Below are 23603 nucleotides of genomic sequence, written 5' to 3'. Positions count from 1 at the left end.
CCTGGGGCTACTTCACGCCCGTGGGCTGGGTGATGGACTCGGAGCGGATGGTGTACTGGCCGGCGATGGCGTTCGTGTCGATGCCCGTGAAGTGGCGGTACGGGTACGCGCCATCCGCGACGGTCTCGATGAACTCCACCGAGTCACCGGTGATGGACTTGCCGTCGATGTCCACGGTGAAGGTGTTCTTCTCCGCGTTCAAGCGCCACACGCACGCGCCCACGTTCGTCTCCGCGGAGCCGGTGGACAGCCCGTCGATGTCGAAGTCGTTCAGGAAGAAGTGGTTCATCTCCGCCCAGCGGATGAAGTCCCGCCAGTTGGTGAAGGTGATGACCATCCCGGCGGGCTGGCTGCTGCTGCCCTGGAGCACGCCCCCGCGGTAGATGTTCATCCGGTACGCGGAGCCGCCCGGCGAGCCCGTGAACGAGGGGGCCATGTTGACCGTGTTCGCCTCGCGGCCCGGCGTCACCCGCAGCGTGCTGACGACCTGATCGCCATCGCGCGCGGCCAACTGGTAGCCGCCCTGCGCCCCCAGGCTCATCGCCACGCGCTGCTCCCACTTCACGGCCTGCGTGAAGCTGCTGGAGACGCCGTCCTTCTGCGTCGTGAGGTTGGACACCGCCAGCCCCTCCGCGACGGACTCCACCTTCGCGCGGCCCAGCGCGCAGCTCGTGATGCCGTCGAACCGCTTCACGCACTGGGACGCCGCGGCCTCCTGCGCGCCCAGGGAGCCGGCCTGGCCGTCGTCGGCGCCGCCCGCGCAGCCCGTGATGCTCAACAGCATGGACGCCAGCAGGGAACCCGTGATTCTCAGATGCATGTACTACCTCGTCGTGTGGGGTGGACTGCCCCCGTCCCCACTGCACCCCGCGCGCCAACACCCCAGGTCCGTCTGTCTTCAGTCACGTTGTTCAATGATTGAGAAAACAGGGTAGCGCCGGATGTCACATGAAACATGTGATTTGTAGCAAGCCGGGTCTCACACGGAGCGTCATGGCGCCGCACTCCCAGGCGGAACTTCGCCGGGGGGCACAACTCCGCGGGGGGTCCGGCGGATAATCTGGGGAGCGCGGTTCCTCCCCCCCGGACTCCCCACCATGGCCTCGAAGATCAACGACAGCTCGCGTCCCCTCACCTCCGTCTCGCGGCTGTCCTCGCAGGACGCCCGGACGACGGAGGCGAAGTCCCGGAACCGCCCCATCGCCTGGAAGGACGGCTTCGAGTCCTCCGGCGGCACGCGCCCCGCGCCCGGCCAACTGCCCCGGCTGCCCGCGCCGCCGCCGATTTTGGGGCTGCCCGCGCCCACCACCCCGACGCCCGCGCCGACGACGCCCGTGCCGCCGGAGGCGCCCACCGAGCCGCCCGTGTCGGCCGACTCGGACCCGATGACGCACCTCGAGTACCTGGCCTCGGACGCGCTGCAGGGGCGTGACAGCCCCTCCGCGGGCCTGGACGCCGCTTCCGTCTACGTGCAGGCCCACGCGGAGAAGTACGGGCTGGTGGGGCCCAACATCAACAACCCGGAGAACCCCTTCCAGCAGAAGTTCAAGGTCTACTCCTGGCTGGGCGCGGACAAGGCGGGCGAGACGGCCGGAGCCCACGCCGAGCACAAGGAGTTCGGCCACACGCTCTTCCAGGAGGGCTTCTACCTGGACGAGAAGATGCCCAAGGACACGCTGAAGCGGCTCAACCAGCAGTACGAGCAGACGATGAAGGCGGCGGGCCAGTCGGTGGTGCCGGCGCGCGCGGGCAAGCAGCGCAGCGTGGAGGAGCTCCAGCAGGTGGCCACGGCCACGGGCCAGGCGGTGAACACCATGGCCATGCTGCCCGGCACGGGCCCCCACAAGGACGAGGTCATCGTGGTGATGGCCCACCTGGACCACGTGGGCGTGGACCGCAAGGGCAACCCGTTCAACGGCGCGGACGACAACGCGTCCGGCAGCGCGGTGCTGATGGCGGCGGTGCCGGAGCTGGCGGAGGCCGCGAAGAACGGCAAGCTGGACCGCTCCGTGCTCTTCATCTGGACGGGCGCGGAGGAGAAGGGCCTGGTGGGCTCGCAGTACTTCGTGGACCACCCCATCCCCGGCCTGGAGCTGAAGAACATCGCCGGCGTCATCAACACGGACATGGTGGGCCGCTGGGATGATCAGCGCCTGTCCGTGGTGGACACCAACACCAAGGGCCAGCCCAACTACTTCCGCGACGTGGTGGACCAGGCGAACCAGCAGTTGGCGGATCCGTTCGACCGCATCAACCGCGACATCAACGTCTACCGCGACCGGCAGGACGGCGCGTCCTTCGGGCGCAAGGGCGAGGACGTGCTCTTCCTCTTCGAGGGCCTGTCCAACCCCGAGGGCGGCGGCGACCTCATCCCTGAGTACCACCGGCAGGATGACGACATCGAGAAGATCATCGAGGACAACGGCGGCAACAAGCCCCGCCGCGTGAAGGACCTGCTCCTCAACGTCATCAGCCTCGCGGCGAACCGCACGACGGAGCCGCAGCAGCCGAAGTAGCCGTCCGCGGCGCCCCGCCGCCGGAAGGGAGCACTTCCGGCGGGGGCTTGCAGCGGGGACGGCGGGACCGCTAGGCGGCCAGCTTCTCCCCGCGGCCCTCCACGGGCCCGCCGGTGAGCGCGGCGACCTCGTGCTCGCTCAGCACCAGCTTCTCCTCGGAGCCGCGCCAGACGAACGGGATGCCCGGCTGGCGGTACAGGTTCGCGGGGATGTCGCGCGCCAACTGCGCGTGCAGCTCCGGCAGCTTGGACCAGTGCAGGCCGTGCCGCGTGTGATGCGCGGTGTGGTAGCCCAGGTTGCCCGTCATCAGGTTGTAGCCCTTGTGGAGGATGTTGTACGAGGCCTCCGAGTGGTTCGCCGTGTCCAGGCCCACGTGGTGGAAGTACGTGGCCCAGGTCGTCACGTAGAGCGACGCCATCATGGGCAGCAGGAACACGAAGAGCGCGTTGTAGGGGTTCACCCAGAACAGGCCCGCCAGCAGCACCACCTGGAGCGCGGCCATCACCACGAACGTGCGCAGCGCCTTGGGGTGGTGCTTCCGGCCCACCTGGAACGCGCGCGGGTAGGCGGTCAGCGCCGTGCCCAGCGAGTACTCCACCTCGCCCATCGTCGAGCCGTCCTCCCGCTTCCAGCGCGACTCGTCCTGCGACTGGTCCAGGTAGTTCTTGTGGTGGCCCAGCACGTGATGGAGGAACCACGCCTGCGACGTCACGCCCGTCTGGAAGCCGAAGACAATCTCCAGGAGCCGGTTGGGCAGCGCGTGCTTGAAGAAGGACAGGTGCTGGTGGTGGTGGTTCCACGAGCAGATCCACCCCTTGGGGATGATGCCCAGCCCGAACCACAGCACCGGTACCCACCAGCTTCGCGCCGTGAGGAACACCGTCATGTCGAGCGCGAAGACGCCAAGGAACATCAGGACCGGGATGCGATCTTCAGGGTGCCGGAACAGGGTCATGCGTCTTCCGTACAAGGGGGCCAGGGAGAAAATGCCGATTTTCCAACTGTAGGCTGTCAGCCCCCACGCCGAACAGCCCACCCTCGCCTGCCTGCACGTTCCACACTGGCGGCAAACCACGTAGTCGTATTGAACTTGTCTTTCTACATTTCCAAGAATCTCAGTCCTGCTTTGTGATAAACGCCGACCCAGCCCTTTTGGACCCACCTGGAGGCGGCAATGCGGAACCAGACCATCGAGGCGGCACTGGCGAAGAACTCCCACCGAGAGCAGTTGATCAAGCACCGGTTCTTCGAGGTGGTGGATGAGAAGGCCTTCAGCCGCGAACAGGCGGAGATGGTGCTGGGTCAGTGGTGGCACCCCCTGCACTACTTCCCCACCTTCCTGGGCAAGCTCATCGCCGTCTGTCCGCAGATGGAGATGAAGACGGCCGTGACGCACATCCTCAACCAGGAGGTGGGCGAGGGAGACCCGGCGAGGGCGCACGAGCGCTTCTTCATCCAGACGATGACGGACGCGGGCTTCACGAAGGCGGGCGTGTCCGAGGCGGACATGACGCCCGCGACGCGCCGGCTCATCGACGGTTACCAGCGCTCCACGGACAGCCACCTCACGGGCCTGGGCTTCCTCTATGGCACGGAGGTGGCGGACCTCACCATGGTGGCCAAGCTGGGCAAGCTGGTGCGCCGCACCACGGGCCTCAAGGCCCTGCCCTGGGTGGACATCCACGTGAAGCAGGAGCCGGACCACGTGGAGACGGCCGGCCACACGGTGGGCCTCCAGTACACGGACGCGGAGCTGGCCACCATCACGCGCGGCGCCGAGGAGATGTGGCAGTTGTGGGTGGGATTCTTCGAGGAGCTGCGCAACCGCGTCGTCTGAGCGGCGCCTCGCGTCAAGCACAACCCCTCGGAATCCGTACGTTTTCGCACGGAACACTGGCGAATCTCTCCAGGTAGGGTACTCACTCCCGCGTCACGGGAGTGTCACCCCTCCAGAGGCGCCACCCACCTCCCGCGGCGGACAGCTCCTGTCCCTCCAGGCGCCGAGGGAGATCCCCATGCTCGAAAAGCTGATGCCGAAGTCGGACGAGTTCTTCGACGACTTCGACGCGCAATGCGCCAGAACTGTCGAGGGAGCGAAGCTCCTGCACGACCTCTTGAGCGACTTCCGGGACGTGCCCGCGCGAGTCCAGGCCCTCAAGGACGTGGAGCACCGGGGCGACGAGGTCACCCACACGGCCTTCAACCGGCTCCACCAGCAGTTCATCACCCCGTTCGACCGGGGTCAGATCCACACGCTCCTGTCGCGCATCGACGACGTGCTGGACCTGACCAACGCGGCGGCGGCGCGGCTGCTCTACTACGAGATTGAGTCCAGCCGCGAGGACGCCACGGAGCTGGCGCGGCTGCTGGTGCTCTCCACGCGCAAGGTGCAGGAGGTCGTCGCGGCGCTGCGGCTCATCAAGAAGCCGGAGCAGATCCTCGCGGGGTGCAAGGAGATCAAGCACCTGGAGACCCAGGCGGACGAGGTCCTGCGCGCGGGCATGGGCCGGCTGTTCAAGAGCGGCGTGGACACCCTGACCATCATCAAGTGGAAGGAGATCTACGACCTCATCGAGACGGCCACGGACAAGTGCCAGGGCGTGGCCAACGTCATCGAAGGCGTCGTGCTGGAGCATAGCTGAGATGCTGCTCGCAGCGGTCGTCACCATCGTCGTCGTCGCGCTCATCTTCGATTTCATCAACGGCTTCCACGACGCGGCGAACTCCATCGCCACCGTGGTGTCCACGCGCGTGCTGTCGCCGAACCTGGCCGTGGCGTGGGCCGCGTTCTTCAACTTCGTGGCGGCCTTCGCGGGCGGCGTGCACGTGGCCAACACCATGGGCAAGGGCATCATCAACTTCGAGATGCTCCGCGCCGCCGGCCCCACCGCGGTGCTGATGGTCATCTTCTCGTCGCTGATGGGCGCCATCGTCTGGAACCTGCTCACCTGGTGGTGGGGGCTGCCCTCGTCGTCGTCCCACGCGCTGGCGGGCGGGATGATTGGCGCCACGCTCCCCGTGCTGGGCTTCGAGGGCCTGGTGGGCAGCGGCATCGCGCGCATCGCGGCCTTCATCGTGCTGTCGCCGCTCATCGGCATGACGCTGGGCATCGGGATGATGCTGGCCAGCACCTGGGCGGTGCACCGTCAGACGCCGCTGCGCGTGGACACCTGGTTCCGCCGGCTGCAGTTGGTGTCGTCCGCCATCTTCTCCTTCAGCCACGGCACCAACGACGCGCAGAAGGTCATGGGCATCATCGCGGTGGTGCTCTTCGGCACCATCTGGCGCGACCGGCCGTTCCACATCGACTGGTGGATGATCATCTCCTGCCACGCCGCCATCGCGCTGGGCACCTTCTTCGGCGGCTGGCGCATCATCCGCACCATGGGCCACAGCCTCACGAAGCTGGCGCCCATTGGCGGCTTCAGCGCGGAGACGGGCGGCGGCGTCACCATCATCGCGCTGGCGGAGCTGGGCATCCCCGTCTCCACCACGCACACCATCACCGGCGCCATCGTCGGCGTGGGGTCCACGCGCGGCTGGCGGGCCGTGAAGTGGGGCACCGCCGGCCGCATCATCTGGGCGTGGGTGTTCACCATCCCCGCCGCCGCGCTGGTGTCCGTCATCGTCTACGGGCTCACGCTGGCGGTGGTGCGGATGGTGGGCTGAAGCAGGCCCGGGCGCGGGGGAGGCTTCCCCCGCGCCGCCTGCCGGCCTACTGCACGGCCCGGACGTTGAGGGCGGACGGCGGCCCGCCCACGGCCGGCGGCACCCAGGGCACCACCTTCTTGTTCTGCCACTGGACCAGCTTCAGCGACGGGTCCTCCAGCGGCACGTCGAAGGTGTAGGAGATGCGCGTGGGGCCCTGCGCGTCCGCCTCCTCGATCCGCACCTTCATGCCCTTCATGTCGAACTCGTCGCCCTGGCGCACCGGGTGGCGCGCGGCGCGGTGGATGCGCTCCTCCACGGAGTCCAGGAAGTGGCCGCCCCGGGTGAGCGCCAGCTCCAGCGAGTTGGGGCCGGTGCGCGTCACCTTCTGCTCGTGGAGCGAATAGGACAGCACCCACCAGGCCTTGGGCAGGGGGTTGCCCGAGGACCACCAGCGCACGGAGCCGTAGATGCCGATGATGCCGTTGGGGGCGTTGAGCACCACCACGCGCTGGTTGGGGAGCTTCGTCTGATCGAACGCCTCCTCGTAGCGCGCCTGCACGCGCCCCATGAGCGCGTCCGCCTGCGAGTACTGCTCCATGGTCTGCCACCAGAGGTACGGCGAGCCCACGACGTGGATGAGGGCCATCACCGCCGCGCCGGCCACCACCGCGCCCGCGCGGAGCTTGAGCGCCCGCCCCTTCCACGCGTGGCGCAGCACCACGGCCAAACCCACCGCCATGCCCAGGCTGGGCACGATGAGCGTGCGCGAGCCGGCGAAGGCGGAGTTGGACAGCCACGTGGACACGAACGCGCCCGTCAGCATCCAGCCCACCGTGCGCTTCTCCGCGGCCTCCAGCCGGGGCCACACGCCCCACACGAGCAGCGCGAACAGCGTGAAGCCCACCGCGCCCAGGACGGTGAAGAGGGGCACCAGGGATTGATCGAAGATGAAGTCCGGCGGTGCGTTCAGCGTCAGCCCCGCGATGGCGGCCGGCACGCGCCCGAGCATCGCCTGGAACCACGCCACCGGCGTCCCCAGCGCGTCCAGGTACATGTCCGAGCCGCCCGCGCCGTAGCCCATGGCCCGGTACGCCGCGAAGTAGAGGGCCATCAGCACGCCGAACGGGATGAGCCCCTTGAGCTTGTCCTTCGCCTGCCCCGGGCCGGAGAAGGCCTCGTAGGCCAGCACGTACGGGCTGAGGATGACCATCGTCTCACCGCAGAGGAGCGCGAGCGCGAAGGACACCAGCGCGCCCACCAGCGCGCCCGTGCGCTTCTCCTCCCGCCACTTCACGTGCAGGGAGATGCCGAGGATGCCGAAGAGCAGCGACATCACCACGCTGCGGTAGGACAGCCAGCCCAGCACCGCCGCGTGGGAGCCCCAGAGGGCGAAGAGGACCATCGCCACGCCCGCCACCGCCGTGGGCAGCACGCGCTTGAGCAGCAGGCCCGCCACCGCCACCAGGCCCACGTACCAGAGCAGCGAGTGGAGCTGGTAGGCCACGGCGACGCGGTTGTAGAGCACGTGATCCAGCCCGTAGAGCAGGCTGCCCAGGGGCCGGAAGAACGCGACGCGCACGGTGGGCTCCACCCACCACGGGAAGACGCCCACCTCCGCCAGACGCAGCGTGTGCTCCGGGATGCCGGTGGCCGTGCGGTACACGTCCAGGTGCGTGTTGCCCAGCGGCGCGGGCGGCGGAATGTTGTCCCAGACGCCCAGCCAGATGAAGTCATCCGGCATGAACCCCGAGCGCAACGCCGTCGCGCCCAGCGCCACCGCGAGCACGATGGAAATCCAGAAGTAACGCTTAAACGGCCAACCCGGGGCGGCTGGCGAAGGAGAAGTATCCATGTTTCAAAGATCTATCAGTACGCCCCCCACGCGAGATAGGTCCTCCTGGGTCGTCCGCTGCCACCGGAAACACGCGGAGCGTGTGGTGTTCGTGAGGGAGATCCTTTGCCACCGCCCGGACTCCGGGTGATCCTCCACCGACGAAGGGGGACGCGGTCCGGCAGGTGAAAACACGAACGCGCGCGCCCCCGTTTCCGCCGCGTGCGCCGCCGGGCCCGCTCGCATGCGCATCGCCATCATCGCCACGTACACCCATCCGACCCGGCTGCGAATCAAGGAACCCTCCATCATGCAGTCCTCCGTGCCGGAGCTCATCGCGGGCCTGTGCCCGGAGCACGCCGAGGTGGAGATCTTCAACGAGAAGGAGGCGGACCTGCCGCTGGACCGGCACTGGGACCTGGTCTTCTTCTCGTACCTGCACTCGTACTACGAGCACACCAAGGTGCTCTCCACCCTCTTCCGTCAGCGCGGAATGACGACGGTGGCGGGAGGCCGGCACGCGAGCCACTTCCCGGACGACGCGGCGAAGTACTTCGACGCGGTCATCACCGGGGAGCCGGAGTCCAACGTGCCGGCGCTCATCGCGGACTTCGAGAAGGGTGAGCTCAAGCCCCGCTACAGCCTGCCGTCGCAGGGCGCCGCGGCCATCCGGCCGTACCGCTACGAGCTCATCGACTTCACGCACAACAAGGTGCGCCTGCCGGGCATCGAGGCGTCGCGCGGCTGCCCCTTCACGTGCAACTTCTGCGTGCTCACCGGCCACGAGCGCTACCGCTTCCGGCCCATCCCGGAGGTCATCGACGAAATCCAGACGCGCATGCGCTGGAACCCGAACTTCCTGGGGCTGATGGGGGACGCGTTCGTCTTCCTGGACAACAACCTGGGCGGCTCGCCCAAGTACCTGCGCGCGCTGTGCGAAGCGCTCATCCCCCTGAAGAAGACGTGGGGCTGCGCGCTCACCTTCAACGTGCTCAAGGACGAGTCGCTGGTGAAGCTGATGGCGAAGGCGGGCTGCCGCTACGTCTACACCGGCCTGGAGTCACTCAACCCGGACTCGCTCAAGGCGATGAACAAGGGCCAGAACAAGCTGTCGGAGGTGGACACCGTCATCCGCCGCGTCTTCTCCGCCGGCATCCTGCTGTCCTTCGGGCTCATCGTTGGCTCGGACGGCGACACCAACGAGTACCTGCACCGGCTGCCGGACTACCTGGCGGACCTGAAGTACTTCTCCGTCACGTTCCTGGGCATCGTGTGCCCGTATCCGGAGACGCCCTTCTTCCGCGAACTGAAGGCCGAGGACCGGCTCCTGCCCGGCACCACCAGCCGCGACTACGACGGCTACACGCTGTGCCACCGGCCCAAGCAGATGCACGCGTCGGAGGTGGTGGAGCACTTCCAGCGGCTGTGCCGCACGCTGGGCAGCCTGCCCAACATCGCGCGGCACTACGCGTCCAAGCTGATGATGAGCGACCTGCCCCGCTACAAGCAGACCATCCTCTTCTCCGGGCCCGAAATCGTCAGCATCCGCAACCCGGTGAAGAACCCGGAGCGCCGCTACATCGCGGGGCTGGACGCCATTGAAGCGTGGGACGCGGAGCGGATGCCCGCGCTGGGCCTCACGCCGCAGGTCCTGACCTGAGCCGGGACGGCAGGCGCACGTCCCACGCCAGCCCCAGGGCCTGGAGCGCCCGGATGAAGAGCCAGCCCGGGTCCCACTGCCACCACACCCAGCCGTGCCGCGCGGACGCGGGGAAGGCGTGGTGGTTGTTGTGCCAGCCCTCGCCCAGCGCGAGCACGCTCACCCACCACACGTTGCGGCTGTGGTCGCGCGTGTCGTGGTCGCGGTGTCCGAACGCGGCGTGGCACACGGAGTTCACCGCGTAGGTGCTCTGCATCCAGCACACCACGGGCAGGAAGAAGTACGCGGGCACCGTGCGCCAGCCGAAGGTCAGCCCCACGAAGAGCACCGCCAGCACCTGCGGCGCGATGCGGTAGCGCAAGAGCCAGTGGTAGTAGCCGTCGTCCGCCATGTCGCGGCACCAGGTGCGCCAGCCGTCCTCCTCCGTGGAGGCCTCGTTGAGGATCCACCCCATGTGCGCGTACCAGAAGCCGCGCACCGGCGAGTGCACGTCCCCGTCCGCGTCCGCCTTCGCGTGGTGCAGCCGGTGGTTGGCGGCCCACAGGAGCGGGCTGCCCTGCGCCGTGAGCATGGCCACCGTCACCAGCGCGTACTCCACCCAGCGGGGGCACGCGAAGGCGCGGTGGCACAAGAGCCGGTGCAGCCCCACCGTCGTGCCCAAGCCAATGGACACGTACACGGCCAGCGCCACCGGCAGCGCGTACGGCGGCCAGGGCAGGATGAACGCCAGCGCGGCCAGGCCGTGGACCACGAGCATGTAGACGACGATGACGGGACTGAGCTGGAAGCGGAGCGGCGCGGTGGTCATGAGCCCGGTGCGGAGGTCGAGGAAGAAGCACGCAGTCTAGGGGCCCCGCCTGACGGGACAAGGAATGCGCGTCCGGCGCGTCACATCACGCGAGCGTCACGGACCTGCGAGGCCCGGGGCGCGGCGACGAGCGCCGGGGCCGGCGGGGCCTGGAGCGTGGCCTGGAAGCGGTCCACGCGGCGCAGCTCCGCGCGGGCCTCCACCTCCGTGAAGATGGCGCGCGCCCGGGCGAGGAAGTCCTCGCGCCGGTGCGGCAGGGCCACCGCCGCGTCGAAGTAGGCCACGCCCGTCTCCCAGCGGTTGGGGCTCTTCTCCAGGACGGCGATGGCCTCCAGGAACACCGGCTCCGCGGCCTTCGGCCCCTTGCGCAGGGCCAGCGAGCGCGCCGTCACGCGCAGCGCCGGGCCCTTCAGGTACGGATAGAGCCGGGCGATGACGCGCGCCTTGATGCACGCCAGCTTGACGATCTTCAGCAGCTTCTTGCGCGGCACCACCGTGGCGCCCTCCTCCAGCGCGAAGAGGGCCGCCTCCGCCGCGTCCACCAGCCCCACCTGGAGGAAGGGCACCATCACCTGGTAGCTCCAGATGCTCTTGAAGCAGCGCACCGCGACGAGCGCCGCCTCCTCCACCTGGTGCTCGCGCACCGTGACGTTGGCCAGGTGGTTCAGGCTGGCGCACTGGTTGGCCAGGTCCGCCACCTCCACACTGATGCGCAGGCCCTGCTCCAGCTCCGCGCACAATTCGCCCACGTCGCCTTCGCCCATGAGGTAGCGGCACATGGGCGCCCACGAGTGCGCCCAGCCCTGGTGCATCAGCGCGTTGAGCTCCACGCCGATGGCCCCCATCTGCTCGTAGAGCACCACCGCGGCGCGGAAGCGCGAGTGGAGGAACTCGCCCGTGGCCTGCATCATCAGCGACGTCTGGCGCTCCCAGCGCTCGCCCACCTGGCGCAGCGTGGAGACGGCCTCCTCCTGGAACTCTCTCGCGCGCTCCAGCTCGTTGGCGAAGAAGGCCTGGATGCCCAGGCGGCTGAGCGCGAGCCCCTCCGCCACGGGGTCCTTGGAGCGCCGGGCGTACTCCAGCGCCTTCTCGCAGTGGTAGCGCGCGCGGCCGAGCAGCCCCGCGCCGAACAGGAGCGTGCCGTAGTAGCCGCGCGCCAGGCTCCTGGCGTAGTCGCTGCGCGAGCGCTCCGCCATGTTGGTGGACACCAGCGTCGCCCAGGTGAGCTTGGTGATGTCCGCGAAGTAGTAGATGCGGATGAGCGAGTTGAGCGTGGACAACTGCTGCAGGTAGTTGCCCAGCCGCGCCGCCGGCAGCGGGCGCAGGATGAAGGGCAAAAGCGACGCGAGCCCCCGCAGCAGGAGGTTCGCCAGCGTGCGCAGGCCCAGCGTGGCCAGGTTCCCCGGGAGGCTGCGGCCCCGCAGCACCAGCGACTTCTCCAGGTGCTGCGTGGCGAGCGCGGACTCGCCCTTCTCCTGGTGCGCGCGGCCCAGGCCCAGGTGCAGCTCCGCCTGGCGGGGAGGCTCCTCCTCGTCCACCAGGCACTGCTCGAACATCAGGATGGCGTTGGCGTAGTCGCCCGCCTGGAGCAGCGTCTCCGCCAGCTCCTGCATCACCCGGCGCGTCTGGAGCAGCGTCGCCTCCGGGTCCACCGGCACGACGGTGCCCAGCAGCTCCAGGCCCCGGTTGTAGTGGTAGAGCGCGTCGTCGTTCGCGTACTGCGCCCGCGCGCTGCGGGCCGCCATCAGCGTGTACTCCAGGCCCTTGTCCTCCACGTTGCCCGCGAGGAAGTGGAACGCGAGCAGACCCGCGGAGCCCGCGAGGTTGTCGTTGGCGCGGGCCTCCAGGTAGCGCGCGAGCCGGCGGTGCAGGTCCTCGCGCGCGGACACCAGCAGCGTGTTGTAGGCCACGTCGCGGATGACGATGTGCTTGAAGAGGCAGGTGTACGGCTCCTCCGTCTCCAGCAGGATGAGGCCCAGGCGCTGGAGCGTGTCCATGGCCTCGCGCAGCATGGCGTGGCCCAGCGTGGGCACCAGCGCCGCCACCGCGTCCAGCGTGAAGATGCGCCCGATGACGGACGCCACCTTCACCACCAGCTTCTCCGTCTCGCTGAGCAGGTCGATGCGCGACAGCACCACGTCCTGGATGGAGTCCGGCAGGAGCAGGTCCTGCAGGCCACGCTTCAACTCCATGCGCGGCGAGCCGGGCTCCACCGGCCCCAGGTAGCCCTGCTCCGCCAGGCCCTCCACGATGGACTCGATGAAGAACGGGTTGCCCTGCACCTTCGCGAGCAGCCGGTCCTCCAGCGCCACGTCCGGCGGCGACAGGCGCAGGTGCACGCGCAACAGCGCCCGCGTGTCCTCGTCGTCCAGGCTCACCAGGTCCAGCGGGATGAACTCCGGCAGGTCGCGCAGCCCGCGGAGCTGGTCGCCCGGGCGCATGGTCGCCAGCACCATGATGCGGTGCGAGCCCACGCGCACCGCCAGGTACTGGAGCAGGTCCAACGAGATGTAGTCCGCCCAGTGCAGGTCCTCGAAGAAGAGCAGCAGCGGCTGCGCGCGGCTGAGCTTCTCCAGGAGCTGGAAGACGATTTGAAACACCTTCTGCTGCTTGCGCCGCGCGTCCATCCCCGCGGTGGCGGACGTCTCCTCCAGCGACATGCCGAGGATGCCCGCGACCACGGGGATCCACTCCGGCCCCACGTCCTCCAGTCCCTCCAGCCCCTGCCGCAGGCGCGCGAGCTGCGCGTCGGTGTCGTCCGAGTCGTGCAGGCCGAACGCCTGGAGCAGGACCTCCTTCCAGGGGAAGAAGGGGGTGAAGGCCTCGTAGGAGTAGCAGACGCCGTACAGCGCCCGGGCGCCGCCCTCCTCCGCGTCCTCCAGCACGCGCGCGCCCAGCCGCGACTTGCCGATGCCCGCCTCTCCGGACACCACGCACACGCGGCCCTGGCCGGCGAAGGCCGCGTTGAGCGACGCGTGCAGCACGTTGAGCTCACGGCTGCGGCCGATGATGTCGCCCCGGCCCTTGATGAAGAGGCCGCGGCGCGTCTCTCCCAGCAGCCGGTACACCGGCACCGAGCGCGAGACGCCCTTGAGCTTCGCGTCCTCCACGAACTCGGTGGCGAAGCCGCCCTGCTGTGAGCGCGCCTGGGTGTTGGCGCACAGGTGCACGCCGTCCTGGCGTCCGCCGTGCGTCATCAGGCGCGCGGCCATGTTCACGACCTCGCCCAGCGCCGAGTAGCCCTTGCGCGTGGGCGAGCCCATGTCCCCGCAGTAGGCGTGGCCGGTGGCGATGCCGATCTGCAGCTCGTCCAGGAAGGGGAACTGCTCGCGGGCCTTGAGCAGCTTGCAGGCCAGCCGGCACGCCAGCACCTCCTTGTTCTGCTGGGCGGTGGGCGCGCCGAACAGGACGTAGAGCACGTTGCCCTTGTCCGTGAAGTCCGTCATCAGCAGCACGCCGCCGTGGTGGGCGGACTCGCGCTGGACATATTCGTAGTAGGCGTTGAGGTCGCGGGTGAAGGTGTCCGGATCCGCGTCCGGTTGCGCGTGGGTGAAGCGCACGAAGAAGCAGGTGACGTCGCGGAAGTCGCCCGCGAACTCCTGGTGCGCGGTGGTGATCTTCGTGAAGAGCACCGGGTGCAGCAGCAGCGCGCACCGGCCCACCAGCTCCGCGCCGCCCGTGGGCGCGGGCAGCGGGCGCTTCACCGACTCCACCGGCGCGTCCAGCGCCAGCCGGTGGTTGCCGCCCTCGCGCGGCTCGCCCTTGCGCGCGGACTCCGGCAGGGCCGCCCACGCGCGCGGGCTCAGGACGACCTCCGACACCGTGGCCTGCTTCTCCGCGCCCACCGCCTGCGCCAGCGGCTCTCCCACGAGCGCCGGGTGCATCCACAGGCCGGTGGCGCCCATCACGATGCGGGTGGCCTCCCCGAACCCGATGCCGATGCGCGACGACACGCCGAAGCGCTGGCCCAGCAGCTCCAGCCGGGCGAAGCGCGCGAGCCGGCGCTGCACGCCCAGCGCGCACACCGCCGCGCGCTGCACGACGTCCGCGTCCGCCTCCCCGGGCGCGGCCTCGAAGCACGCGAGGATGGAGTCACCGGCGAACTGGTAGATGTCCCCGCCGTGGTCGCGGACCACGTCGATCATCTCCGTGTAGTAGTTCGTCAGCAGGCGCTGGAGCGCGTCGATGCCGCGCGGGCCCGCGCCGCTCAGCCCCACCACGATGGGCGTGAAGCCCGCGATGTCCAGCAGCAGGATGGCGCCGCGCACCCCTTCCGCCCGGGGCAGCGCGTCCGCCTCCTGGCTCCCGAGCCGCGCGAGGATGGCCGCCGGCATGTACGGCGCCAGCATCGCGACAGCGGGATCGATGGGCTGCGTGGAGGGCATCCTTGAAGGGCTTTCCGCTCAGGACAGGTGCGCGTAGCGCAGGTACAGGGCGCCCAGGCACATGGCGCCGTAGAGGGGGATCTCCGCCGTCTCCAGCCAGGGCTGCTGCTTCTTCAGCGCGCCCCAGATGTGCACCGCCGTCATCAGGCCGCCAATGAGGCCGATGAGCTCGAAGATGACCAGGTGGCTCCTGGGGTCCGGGATGAACTGCACCACCGCGATGATGACGGACAGCGCCAGGCCGCCCAGGCAGCGCGCGAAGTAGACCGTCAAGTCGTTGTTGCCCGTGGGCAGCTCCCACCCGAACCAGCGCGCCCAGCGCAGCGGGATGAACAGCAGCGGCAGCGCGTAGACGACCAGGAAGACCGAGGTGGAGACCGCGAGGAACCAACTGGCCAGCGGATAGTCGGGGTTGATGAGCATGATGGCGGACGTGACGGGTGCCGGGCGTGCGCGCGCGGTGCACGCCCTTCCCCGTGCCGTCCATCCTAGAATCTTTTGCCACCCCGTGGGGTGGCTTCCCCCCGGCCAGGCCCTGCTTCAGCCCGCCTGCCGCCTACCGGGTGGCGGCCAGGAGGAACTCGGCCACCCGCTCCAGGGAGGTGGTGCGCTCGGCCTCCGCCGGGAAGCGCCGGAACACCTCCGTTGGGCCGTGCAGGATGAGCGGCTTGCCATAGCGCAGGGCCAGGGAGGCCTCCGCCGCGGTGCCGGCGCCCCCGGGCAGCGCCACCAGCGCGTGCGGCGTCAGCACGTTGATGTGGTTGCGGCTCATGGGGTCCGTGCCCTGCTCCCCGCTGAGCGGCAGGTGCGTGTAGATGGGGATCTCGATGTCCGTGTTCGGGTAGCCGGGCCGGGGCTGGTAGCGGCCGTCCGGGCCCACCGTGCCGGGGATGATGCCGATGGCCGCCCCCCGCCGCCCCTCCACCTGGACGAAGGCGCCCGCCGCCGCGCTCATGACGCCGCCGCCCGCGCCGGTGAGCAGGTCGAACCCGGCCTCCGCGATCCACCGCGCCAGGGGGACGACCCACTCCTCGTGGGAGTTCGCCCCGGAGCCGAACACTCCGATGATGCGGCGGTGTCTGCGCATGACTGCGTCCTCCCCGAAAAACTGGAACTACGTGAGCCCCTGTTCCATGCGAATCCCCGGCCAACGCCGCAAGGGCTCACGGACCGGCGTGCGTCCTCCCTCCCGTCCACCCGTGGAAGGTGCGTGGCGCGAGCGTCGGCCAGCCATCGCTTCCCTCCTCCCGGAGCGCCAGACGTCCCCGCACGACCCGTGATGTCGGACCCCTGCTCTACCGTCCTTCACAAGCAAGCGAGGAGGCCGTCCATGTTCGACGCCTGTGGAGGTTGTGAGCGCCGTGGCACCGCCGGAGAGGTGTTCGACTGGTGCGCGCACTGCGAATTGTCCCTGTGCGCTGGCTGCCTCCAGCGCGGCTGCTGCGGCAGCGTGCCCGCGGACTCCGGGAGGGGCGCCCCCAGGGAGCTGCCCGACCCGCCAGCGCTGGAGCGCGAGTTGCTGCCGGAGGACTTCGGGGGGCGCTGCTGCACGCACGCGCGCGCGGTGGCGTGCTCGTGCGCCTTCCACTGGGTCTGCGTGCGCCACGGCGACCTGCACGTGGGCACCCACGACTGACCGGAGGGGCCGCTGTGTCAGCGGCGTTCCCCCGGCCCGGGGTCATCCTGTCCGGCTCAGGGCACGTCCAGCGCGACGCCCTGTCCCGGGACGGCCATCACCCAGCGGACGAGGTCCGGCTTGCCGCCACAGGTGACGCGCACCTCGAACTCGCGGCCCGCGGGCATCTGGCTGGACAGGGGCGTCTGGCCCTCCAGCACCTGCGAGCCCAGCGCGACGCGGCAGCCCTGGGCGCCGGTGACGCTGAGCGTGCCCCGGGCCTCCGCCTGGGGCGGGGCGTCCGCGAGCGTGCGCAGGTCGATGTGCTCCGACCTCGGCACCTTGCCGAAGCGGTGCAGCTTGCCGTCCACGGCCGTGGAGATGAGCCAGCCGGCGTTGCCCTCGGGCAGGCCCTGGTTCGCGTCCAGCAGGACACCGGACACGTAGACGCGCTCACCCTCCTGGGCGTTGCGCACCTCCACGCCGCCCTTGGGCAGCAGGAACACCAGCGCGAGCCCCGCGAGCACCAGGGCCACGCCGCCCACGATGAGCCCCTTGCGCTGGCCGGGCGTCAGCCCCTTCGCCGTCGCTTCGGCGGCGGGCGCTTGAGCCGTGGGGGAGACCGCGTGGACGGGAGCCGGCGGCGGGGCCACGTGGGCCGCTGGCGCCCGCGCGGGCGGGGCCATGGGCGCCGAGACAGGCGGCGGCGGCGCGGCCACGGACGAGGGATGGCTCCCCCCATAGGCGGCGTGGGTGCCCGTCGTCGGCGGCGCGTGGGTGCCTGACGTCCGCGGAGAGCCCCCTTGCGGCGCGTGGGCACCTGCCTGCGGCTGCGAAGCGCCTCCCTGCTGCGCGTAGGCACCTGCCTGCGGCTGCGAAGCGCCTCCCTGTGGGGCGTAGGCACCTGCCTGCGACTGCGAAGCGCCTCCCTGGGGTGCGTAGGCACCTGCCTGCGGCGGCGGCGCGCCTCCCTGCTGCACGTGGGCGACCCCGTATTGCGCGTGGGTGCCCCCATGCGGCGGCGGGGGCGGCATGGCGGACACAGGGGGCGGCGGCGGGGCCGCGGTCATGGGGGCGACGGAGGGCACCGACACCGACGGGCGCGCGGGCGCCTGCGGCGGGGGGCCCACGCGCGTGGGCACGTTGGCGGACGCGGCGGGGCGCACCGCGGAGGGCGGCGGCAGCGGCGACGTGGGCGGAGCCGCGGCCGGGCGCGACGGACGGGGCGCGGCGGCCACGGGCGGGGCCACCGGAGGCGAGGCCACGGGCGGCGAGGAGACGGAGACGACCTCGGTCCCGCGCTCGGCGGGCTCCGGCGGGGAGGCCACCGGGGGCGGCTCCATGCGGGGCATGCTGCCGGAGCCGCCGCGCACGGGCGGCCGGGACAGGTCCGACGGGGCCCGCATGTCGCTGCCGGAGCCCGTGCCCAGGTTGCGCGAGTGCGAGCCCGTGCCCGGCATCAGAGCCCGGGGGTTGGAGCCCGTCCCCGAGCCGGCGATGGACGACGGCGCGTACTCGGAGAGCCGGTCACCCAGCGCCTCCTTGAAGAACTGCGCCACCGACGCGGGCGACGAGGACAGCCGGTGGTGCGCGATGACGGCTTCGATCTCCTCGCGCATCGCCGCCGCGGAGGGCGTGCGCCGCGCCGGGTCCTTCACCAGCGCGCGGAGGATCAGGTCCGACACGTCCTGCGGGATGTGGGGCCGCAACTGCGAGGGCACCGGCGCGGGCTCGCGCACGATGGCCGCGAGCGTGGCCGCGTCATGGTCCCGGCGGAACGGCAACTGGCCGGTGAGCAGCTCGAAGAGCACCACGCCCAGCGCGAACACGTCGTTGCGCCAGTCCAGCGGGCGGCCGCTGGCGGCCTCCGGGGAGAGGTAGGAGATCTTCCCCTTGATGACGCCCGCCTGCGTGTGCTCCTCGCCCTGCACCTTGGCGATGCCGAAGTCCGACAGCTTGATGGCGCCGTCCAGCGACACCAACACGTTGTGGGGGCTGACGTCGCGGTGCACCACCGGGTGCGCCGTGCCGGACGGGTCCACGTAGCTGTGCGCGTAGTGCAGGCCCGCGGCCACCTCCGCCACGATGCGCAGCGCGTGCTCCAGCGGCAGCGCCATGCCCTTGCGGCGCAGCTCCGTGAGCAGGCGCTTCAGGTCCGGGCCGCGCACGTACTCCATCAGGATGTACGCCACGCCGTCCGTCACGCCCACGTCGAAGGTCTGCACGACGTTGGGGTGCGTGAGGCGCGCGTTGGCGCGGGCCTCCGCGAAGAGCATGTCGACGAACTCAGGATTCTCCGCGAACTGCGCGAGAATCTTCTTCATCACGACGAACTTCTCGAAGCCCTTCACGCCCTGCTGCTTGGCGAGGAAGACCTCCGCCATGCCGCCCTGCCCCAGCCGGCGGATGATCTGCAGCCGCGCGCCGCTGTTGTGCGTGTCCGTGGCGGACGTGCCCTTGGCGCCGGGGTCCTGGTTGGTGGAGCCGAAGAGGTACTGGCTGAGGGCGCGCTGCTCCAGCGCCTCGATGTCGTCCAGCGGCTTGTCGGTGAGCGGCGTGCGCGCGAGCAGCCCCTGGAACTGCGAGAGCGCCGGAGCCCGGGCGCTGCCGCCGCAGACGGGGCACACGCGCTCCATGGTGCCCTTGGAGCGCAGCACCTCCAGGTACTCGGAGGTCTGGATGCGCTGGTGGGTGACCTGGCCGCAGTTGCGGCAGTCGCACGGCAGCCACAGCGTGGCCAGCTTCGCGGGCAGCGTCTTGGTGGACTTCGCCAGCACGGCCAACAGCGGCGGCGGCACGCGGCAGAGCACCACCTGGGCGCCCTGCGACGCCACCTCCAGCACCTGCTCGATGCGCGGCAGCGCCTCCGGCTCCACCACGCTCACGTGGCAGCAGTCGAACGCGACGCGCCCCTCCAGGCCGGACGCCAGCCGGCGCACGTTCAGGTCGCCCTTGAGCGTGCTGGCCAGGGTGATGAAGGTGATGTCGTCCTGGATGATCTTCAGGTGCGACGAGAGCTCGGACGGCTCCGAGGGGATGCCGGAGCGCAGGTAGCGCAGCACCGCCGGGTCCACCGCGGAGAACTGCTGGCGGCGCGCGAAGTCGAAGAACTCCGTGGGCTCGTCCGCGAACTCCAGCGGCTGGGCGCACACGGGGCACTGGTGCGGCGGGGCCCCGCCCTGCTCCAGCACCTTCGCCTCCTCCACCAGGCGCACCAGCCGCAGCCGGTCCTCCTTGCAGAAGCGGCACGAGTACGGCGCCAGCAGCGAGAGCACGCGCGCGACGCCCGCGAAGCCCTCCACCATGTTGAGCTGATCCACCACCACCGGCGGCGCGTTGACGACGTACAGCCCCGACACGCCCTGCGGCGGGTGGCCGGCGAACTCAATCCACCGGCGCACGCCGAAGGAGCTGATGCGCTCGACCAGGCCCAGGTCCACCACCACCAGGCCCTGGAGGCCCTTGGAGGCTGGGGAGAGGGGGAAGGTTTCGTCGATCACCCCGGCCACGCGCACGTGGGTCAGACTGCCCACGCGCAGGGAGGTGATGCTGGCATTGGAAGTTTGGCTCTCCACCCGCCTACCCTCGTTCCAGACAGAACAGCAGCGACTTGGGCTGCGCGGCCCGGCGGCGAGCGTCTCCCAGATCCACCCCGCAGGCGAACTGCGTGCGCTTTCCCGGACTCACCCGCACCGCCACTGCGTCGCTGTGCTCCAGGATGCGCCGCAGGCCCAGGCCCGCGCCACCACCCGAAGCATCCACCTGCGCCTTCTCACCCCACGCCTTCACCACCCGCACCAGCGGTGACACCGACAGGCGGCCGAAGCGATCCGTCGCCTCCAGCCAGGCCCGGCCGTCCGCCACCGCCCAGGACACCAGGCAGCGATCCTCTTCCGCCACCGACTGCACCTGGCCACGCCGGTGGGCGTACTTCGGCTCGCCGCTTCCGTCCACTGGCGCGTCGAGCAGGGCGTTCACACCAATCTCATGGACGACATCCGCCACGCGGCTGGCCGCGCCCTTGGAGCCGCCGGCCTGGAGGACGGCCTCGGCCGCGCGCTCGCCCACGGCCGTCACCTCCGCCACGCTGCCCAGCCACGCCACGGACGTGGCGGCCTCCTGGGGGATCATGGGCTCGCCGCGCAGGAGCGCGCTGAGCAACCGCGCCTCCCAGGCGGACGGCTGGCCGCCCTCGCGGGTGGCCAGCAGCAGCGCCGGGGGACGGCGCTCCAGGAGCTCGGCGTGGGCGGGGGTGAACCGCCCGTCGAACAGCACCAGCCGCGGCGCCGCGTCGTCACCGCGCCCCAACAACAGGCCGTCCCGGGCCAGCACCCCGGAGGCCTTCTCCAGCGCCTCCGGCGTGAGCGTCGTGTCCGGCGTCAACTTCAGGGGAGCATCCTTCACGGCGGCGACGGTATCCAAACAGGGCCCTAATAATGGAGCCGGACTTCGGTGAAGACGCCCAGCGGCGGGGCGGGGAAGCCGTGGGACTCCTCGTACTTCGCGTTGAAGAGGTTGGTCCCCAGCAGGGACACCGCCACGCGCTCGTGGACGTTGAAGCCCACGCGCGCGGTCGCGGTGATGTAGCTGGGCAGCTTCACGCGGGTGGTGGTGCCGGCGTTCTCGTCCACCACGAAGCCCGGATCATACCGGGCGCCCACGAACAGGCCGTAGAGCTCCACGAAGGCGAACTTGCCGATGTTGGTGCGGCCGCGCAGGTAGACGCGGTGGGTGGGCGCGTAGTCCAGCGGGTAGCCGGCCCCGCCGCCCACCGGCAGCGCCTGGGCGTCCAGGAACTGGTAGGCCACGTCGAAGGACGAGTTGATGGACGGCACCTGCGCCGCGGCCTCGGCCTCGAAGCCCGCCACGCGCGCGTCGCCCAGGTTCTTGAACTGGGACGTGGAGCCGAAGAGCAGCTCCTGGTTGATGAAGTTCCGGGCGCGGTTGTAGAAGCCCGTGCCCGTCAGGCGCACCCTGCGGTCCAGCGGCCAGAAGTCCACCGCCGCCTCCACCGTGTCCAGCGTCTCCGCGCGCAGGGCCGGGTTGCCCAAGAGCGTCGCGGCGTACATCTGCTGGTTGATGGCCAGCTCCGCCAGCGTGGGCGCGCGGAAGGCGCGGCCGTAGTTGGTGCGCAGCGTGAGCAGCTCCGGGATGGCGTGGAACACCACGCTGGCGCGCGGGGAGATCTGATCCGTCTTCGCCTCCCAGACCCTGGAGGGGATCTGGTAGTTGTCGTAGCGGGCGCCCGCGCCCACCACCAGCCGGTCCGTGACGCGGTACTCGGCGTCCACGAAGCCGCCCAGGATGGTCTGCTTCGTGTCGTCCAGGGTCAGGCCGGGCAGGATGTTCTGGTTGTTCACCTGGTCGGCCTTCACGTCGCCGCCGACGGTGACGGACAGCTTGTCCAGGGAGAACAGCGCGCGCGCCTCACCGCCCAGGCGGCTGCGCTTGCCCAGCGTGTCCTCCAGCGCGCCGGTGATCTCATTCTCCAGCGTCACGTTGCGGCGCTTGAAGAAGGCGTAGCCCTGGGCGAACACGCGCACGTTGTCCGTCACCTGCTGATCCAACTGCAGGGCGGCGTTCAGGTTCTGGACGTGCTCGTTGTCCTGCGCGGTGTAGTGGCAGCGGCCGCAGTTGCCCACGGTGGAGATGTTCTGCCCGCCGGGCCGGCCGATGTTGCCGTCCGTGAAGTCCGCGTCCAGCGCGAGCGGCCCCACGCGGACCTTGCCGTTCACCTGGTGGACCAGCGAGTCCTCGTTGGTGTCCGTCTGGCCGAGCTGCGGGTTGTTGAAGAGCTGCGGGCCGTCCGAGCCGAAGCCGTAGTAGCCGAGCAGCGCCTCCACCGGGCCGCCGCGGCCGGCGACGTTGGTCTGCAGGCGCCAGGTCTTGTCCTGGCCCGCGAGGATGCGCGCGTCGGCGCCCACGTTCTGGCCCTTGGCGATGAGGTCCGCGGGCTGGCGCTCGATGATGTTGATGACGCCGCTGAAGGCGTTGGAGCCGTAGAGCGAGGAGCCCGGGCCGCGAATCACCTCCACCTGCTTCAGGTTGGTGAGCGGCGTCGTCTCATCCGCGTAGAACTGGCCCGTCCAGGGGTCCGTCAGCGGACGGCCATCCTTGAGGAGCAGCAGGCGGTTGGACAGGTAGTTGGAGCCCAGGCCGCGCGCGCTCACCGCCGCCTTGCGCATGGAGCCCCGGCGGCACTCCATGCCGGGGAAGTACTGGATGGCCTCGCAGAGCGAGAACTGGCCGGTGCCCTCCAGCTCCTCCGCCGGGATCCACGACACCGTGAGGGGCACGTCGGAGATGCGCTGGCTGCGCTTGGACGCCGTGGTGACGACGGCCTCGCTCAGCGCCATGTTGATGTTCTGCTCCAGGTCGTCGCCCCCGCCCAGGTCCGGGCCGTCCAGGCCGGAGAGGCTGGAGGGCGGCGGCAGCGCGCGGTCGGAGGCGGGCTCCGTGAAGGGCGCGCGGTCCGGGACGTTGTCCGCCATGCGCGGCTGCGACGCCGGCAGCACCGCGCCGGCACCCAGCGCGGGCGCGGGCGGCGGGTTGGACGGGATGTCCGTGGTCAGCGGCCCATCATACGGGGACGGCGACGCGGAGGCCGGCGAGGCCACGGGCAGCGGATCCGCCACGGACGGACCGGGGCCGGCCACGGGGGCGGGAGGCGCCGCGGGCGGCGGCTCGGTGGCGAGCGCCGGCTCCTGCGGGGTGGGCTCATCCGCCGGGATGACCTCCGGCTCCACCGGCGGGGGCGGCGTCTTCGCGCCCCGGCGCGTCTTCGCCGTGCGCGGAGGCTTCGCGCCCGGCGTGGCGGCCTTCGCGCCCGGCGTCGTGGCCTTCGCGCCCGCGGCGGCCGCCGCGCGCTTGCGGGCGGCCTTGGTCCGCGTCTTCGGGGCAGGCTCCTGGGCCTCCTGGGCCTGGGCCGTCTCCACCGCGAAGAGGGACAGTGCGCAGACCACCAGGGTGAGGCAGGCGCGCGCGCCCAGCCTACCGGCAAACCCCTTCACCGCGTTGGTGCGCGGCCCACCGTACTCAGTCGAGTCCATCGTTCTCAATTCCACGAGGGGGAAGCAGGGATGTCCGCGGTCGTTGCGCCAGGATCCAGAGCCGGTGCGACTGGCAATCGTTCTCAGG

At 70.5% G+C, this 23603-nt stretch carries 16 protein-coding genes; 6 read left to right on the top strand and 10 right to left on the bottom strand.

The annotated features are described in order from the left end of the window. Positions 1 to 7 precede the first annotated feature (7 nt). Positions 8 to 820: a hypothetical protein gene (locus K8556_RS19205; RefSeq protein WP_223741513.1), complete on the bottom strand. Its 813-nt coding sequence runs from the start codon at positions 818 to 820 to the stop codon at positions 8 to 10. A gap of 277 nt (positions 821 to 1097) precedes the next feature. On the opposite strand from K8556_RS19205, the gene K8556_RS19200 reads away from it, so the two are divergent. Beyond that, entirely contained in the window at positions 1098 to 2516 is a 1419-nt protein-coding gene (locus K8556_RS19200) for a M28 family metallopeptidase (protein WP_223741512.1), read from the top strand. A gap of 70 nt (positions 2517 to 2586) precedes the next feature. Here the strand turns inward: K8556_RS19200 and K8556_RS19195 are convergent, their stop codons facing one another. Next, on the bottom strand, positions 2587 to 3471 hold the full coding sequence (locus tag K8556_RS19195; protein WP_223762457.1) for a fatty acid desaturase: 885 nt from the start codon (positions 3469 to 3471) through the stop codon (positions 2587 to 2589). Positions 3472 to 3690: 219 nt separating this feature from the next. On the opposite strand from K8556_RS19195, the gene K8556_RS19190 reads away from it, so the two are divergent. The 3 genes from K8556_RS19190 (at position 3691) to K8556_RS19180 (ending at position 6185) form a co-directional block, all read left to right on the top strand. Continuing rightward, positions 3691 to 4353, top strand: a complete 663-nt coding sequence (locus tag K8556_RS19190) for a TenA family transcriptional regulator (protein WP_223741510.1) — start codon at positions 3691 to 3693, stop codon at positions 4351 to 4353. Positions 4354 to 4531: 178 nt separating this feature from the next. Further along, the gene (locus tag K8556_RS19185; protein ID WP_223741509.1) at positions 4532 to 5158 is read left to right on the top strand and encodes a DUF47 domain-containing protein; all 627 of its coding nucleotides are present in this window, start codon (positions 4532 to 4534) and stop codon (positions 5156 to 5158) included. A 1-nt stretch (position 5159) separates the two neighbouring features. Then, positions 5160 to 6185: an inorganic phosphate transporter gene (locus K8556_RS19180; RefSeq protein WP_223741508.1), complete on the top strand. Its 1026-nt coding sequence runs from the start codon at positions 5160 to 5162 to the stop codon at positions 6183 to 6185. 46 nt (positions 6186 to 6231) lie between these two features. On the opposite strand, the gene K8556_RS19175 is transcribed toward K8556_RS19180, so the two are convergent. Continuing rightward, positions 6232 to 8019 carry a hypothetical protein gene (locus K8556_RS19175; RefSeq protein ID WP_223741507.1) on the bottom strand — a complete coding sequence of 596 codons (1788 nt, stop codon included), beginning with the start codon at positions 8017 to 8019 and terminating at the stop codon, positions 6232 to 6234. A 223-nt stretch (positions 8020 to 8242) separates the two neighbouring features. On the opposite strand from K8556_RS19175, the gene K8556_RS19170 reads away from it, so the two are divergent. Next, entirely contained in the window at positions 8243 to 9658 is a 1416-nt protein-coding gene (locus K8556_RS19170) for a radical SAM protein (protein WP_223741506.1), read from the top strand. On the opposite strand, the gene K8556_RS19165 is transcribed toward K8556_RS19170, so the two are convergent. The 4 genes from K8556_RS19165 to K8556_RS19150 form a co-directional block, all read right to left on the bottom strand. Beyond that, positions 9636 to 10466, bottom strand: a complete 831-nt coding sequence (locus K8556_RS19165) for an acyl-CoA desaturase (RefSeq protein WP_223741505.1) — start codon at positions 10464 to 10466, stop codon at positions 9636 to 9638. The two genes, K8556_RS19170 and K8556_RS19165, sit on opposite strands and share 23 nt — an antisense overlap. 80 nt (positions 10467 to 10546) lie before the next feature. Next, positions 10547 to 14851 (bottom strand): AAA family ATPase, encoded by a 4305-nt coding sequence (locus K8556_RS19160; RefSeq protein ID WP_223741504.1) that lies wholly within the window; start codon positions 14849 to 14851, stop codon positions 10547 to 10549. 18 nt (positions 14852 to 14869) lie between these two features. Beyond that, positions 14870 to 15274 (bottom strand): hypothetical protein, encoded by a 405-nt coding sequence (locus K8556_RS19155; protein ID WP_223741503.1) that lies wholly within the window; start codon positions 15272 to 15274, stop codon positions 14870 to 14872. A 133-nt stretch (positions 15275 to 15407) separates the two neighbouring features. Next, a complete protein-coding gene (locus K8556_RS19150; protein WP_223741502.1) occupies positions 15408 to 15938 on the bottom strand; it encodes a molybdenum cofactor carrier protein in 531 nt (176 codons plus the stop codon). A gap of 243 nt (positions 15939 to 16181) precedes the next feature. On the opposite strand from K8556_RS19150, the gene K8556_RS19145 reads away from it, so the two are divergent. After that, on the top strand, positions 16182 to 16487 hold the full coding sequence (locus K8556_RS19145) for a hypothetical protein (RefSeq protein WP_223741501.1): 306 nt from the start codon (positions 16182 to 16184) through the stop codon (positions 16485 to 16487). A 56-nt stretch (positions 16488 to 16543) separates the two neighbouring features. Here K8556_RS19145 and K8556_RS19140 read toward each other — a convergent pair whose 3' ends face one another. The 3 genes from K8556_RS19140 to K8556_RS19130 are packed head-to-tail and all read right to left on the bottom strand — an operon-like array spanning position 16544 to position 23515. Then, positions 16544 to 20041 carry a serine/threonine-protein kinase gene (locus K8556_RS19140; protein WP_223741500.1) on the bottom strand — a complete coding sequence of 1166 codons (3498 nt, stop codon included), beginning with the start codon at positions 20039 to 20041 and terminating at the stop codon, positions 16544 to 16546. Between the two features lie 4 nt (positions 20042 to 20045). Next, positions 20046 to 20870 (bottom strand): hypothetical protein, encoded by an 825-nt coding sequence (locus tag K8556_RS19135; protein WP_223741499.1) that lies wholly within the window; start codon positions 20868 to 20870, stop codon positions 20046 to 20048. A 26-nt stretch (positions 20871 to 20896) separates the two neighbouring features. After that, positions 20897 to 23515, bottom strand: coding sequence for a TonB-dependent siderophore receptor (locus K8556_RS19130; protein ID WP_223741498.1), 2619 nt, complete (start codon positions 23513 to 23515; stop codon positions 20897 to 20899). Positions 23516 to 23603 lie beyond the last annotated feature (88 nt).

The sequence above is a fragment of the Corallococcus sp. AS-1-12 genome, assembly GCF_020036995.1.
GTDB lineage: Bacteria > Myxococcota > Myxococcia > Myxococcales > Myxococcaceae > Corallococcus.
The sequence above is the reverse complement of the archived record's forward strand: the minus strand, read 5'-3'. Positions and strand labels throughout refer to the sequence as shown.

Bases quoted from the DNA above. Each gene is read 5' to 3' on its own strand.
- K8556_RS19175 (WP_223741507.1), bottom strand. From the start codon at position 8,019: ATGGATACTTCTCCTTCGCCAGCCGCCCCGGGTTGGCCGTTTAAGCGT.
- K8556_RS19205 (WP_223741513.1), bottom strand. From the start codon at position 820: ATGCATCTGAGAATCACGGGTTCCCTGCTGGCGTCCATGCTGTTGAGC.
- K8556_RS19145 (WP_223741501.1), top strand. From the start codon at position 16,182: ATGTTCGACGCCTGTGGAGGTTGTGAGCGCCGTGGCACCGCCGGAGAG.
- K8556_RS19160 (WP_223741504.1), bottom strand. From the start codon at position 14,851: ATGCCCTCCACGCAGCCCATCGATCCCGCTGTCGCGATGCTGGCGCCG.
- K8556_RS19200 (WP_223741512.1), top strand. From the start codon at position 1,098: ATGGCCTCGAAGATCAACGACAGCTCGCGTCCCCTCACCTCCGTCTCG.
- K8556_RS19130 (WP_223741498.1), bottom strand. From the start codon at position 23,515: ATGGACTCGACTGAGTACGGTGGGCCGCGCACCAACGCGGTGAAGGGG.
- K8556_RS19150 (WP_223741502.1), bottom strand. From the start codon at position 15,938: ATGCGCAGACACCGCCGCATCATCGGAGTGTTCGGCTCCGGGGCGAAC.
- K8556_RS19190 (WP_223741510.1), top strand. From the start codon at position 3,691: ATGCGGAACCAGACCATCGAGGCGGCACTGGCGAAGAACTCCCACCGA.
- K8556_RS19195 (WP_223762457.1), bottom strand. From the start codon at position 3,471: ATGACCCTGTTCCGGCACCCTGAAGATCGCATCCCGGTCCTGATGTTC.
- K8556_RS19165 (WP_223741505.1), bottom strand. From the start codon at position 10,466: ATGACCACCGCGCCGCTCCGCTTCCAGCTCAGTCCCGTCATCGTCGTC.
- K8556_RS19170 (WP_223741506.1), top strand. From the start codon at position 8,243: ATGCGCATCGCCATCATCGCCACGTACACCCATCCGACCCGGCTGCGA.
- K8556_RS19155 (WP_223741503.1), bottom strand. From the start codon at position 15,274: ATGCTCATCAACCCCGACTATCCGCTGGCCAGTTGGTTCCTCGCGGTC.
- K8556_RS19180 (WP_223741508.1), top strand. From the start codon at position 5,160: ATGCTGCTCGCAGCGGTCGTCACCATCGTCGTCGTCGCGCTCATCTTC.
- K8556_RS19185 (WP_223741509.1), top strand. From the start codon at position 4,532: ATGCTCGAAAAGCTGATGCCGAAGTCGGACGAGTTCTTCGACGACTTC.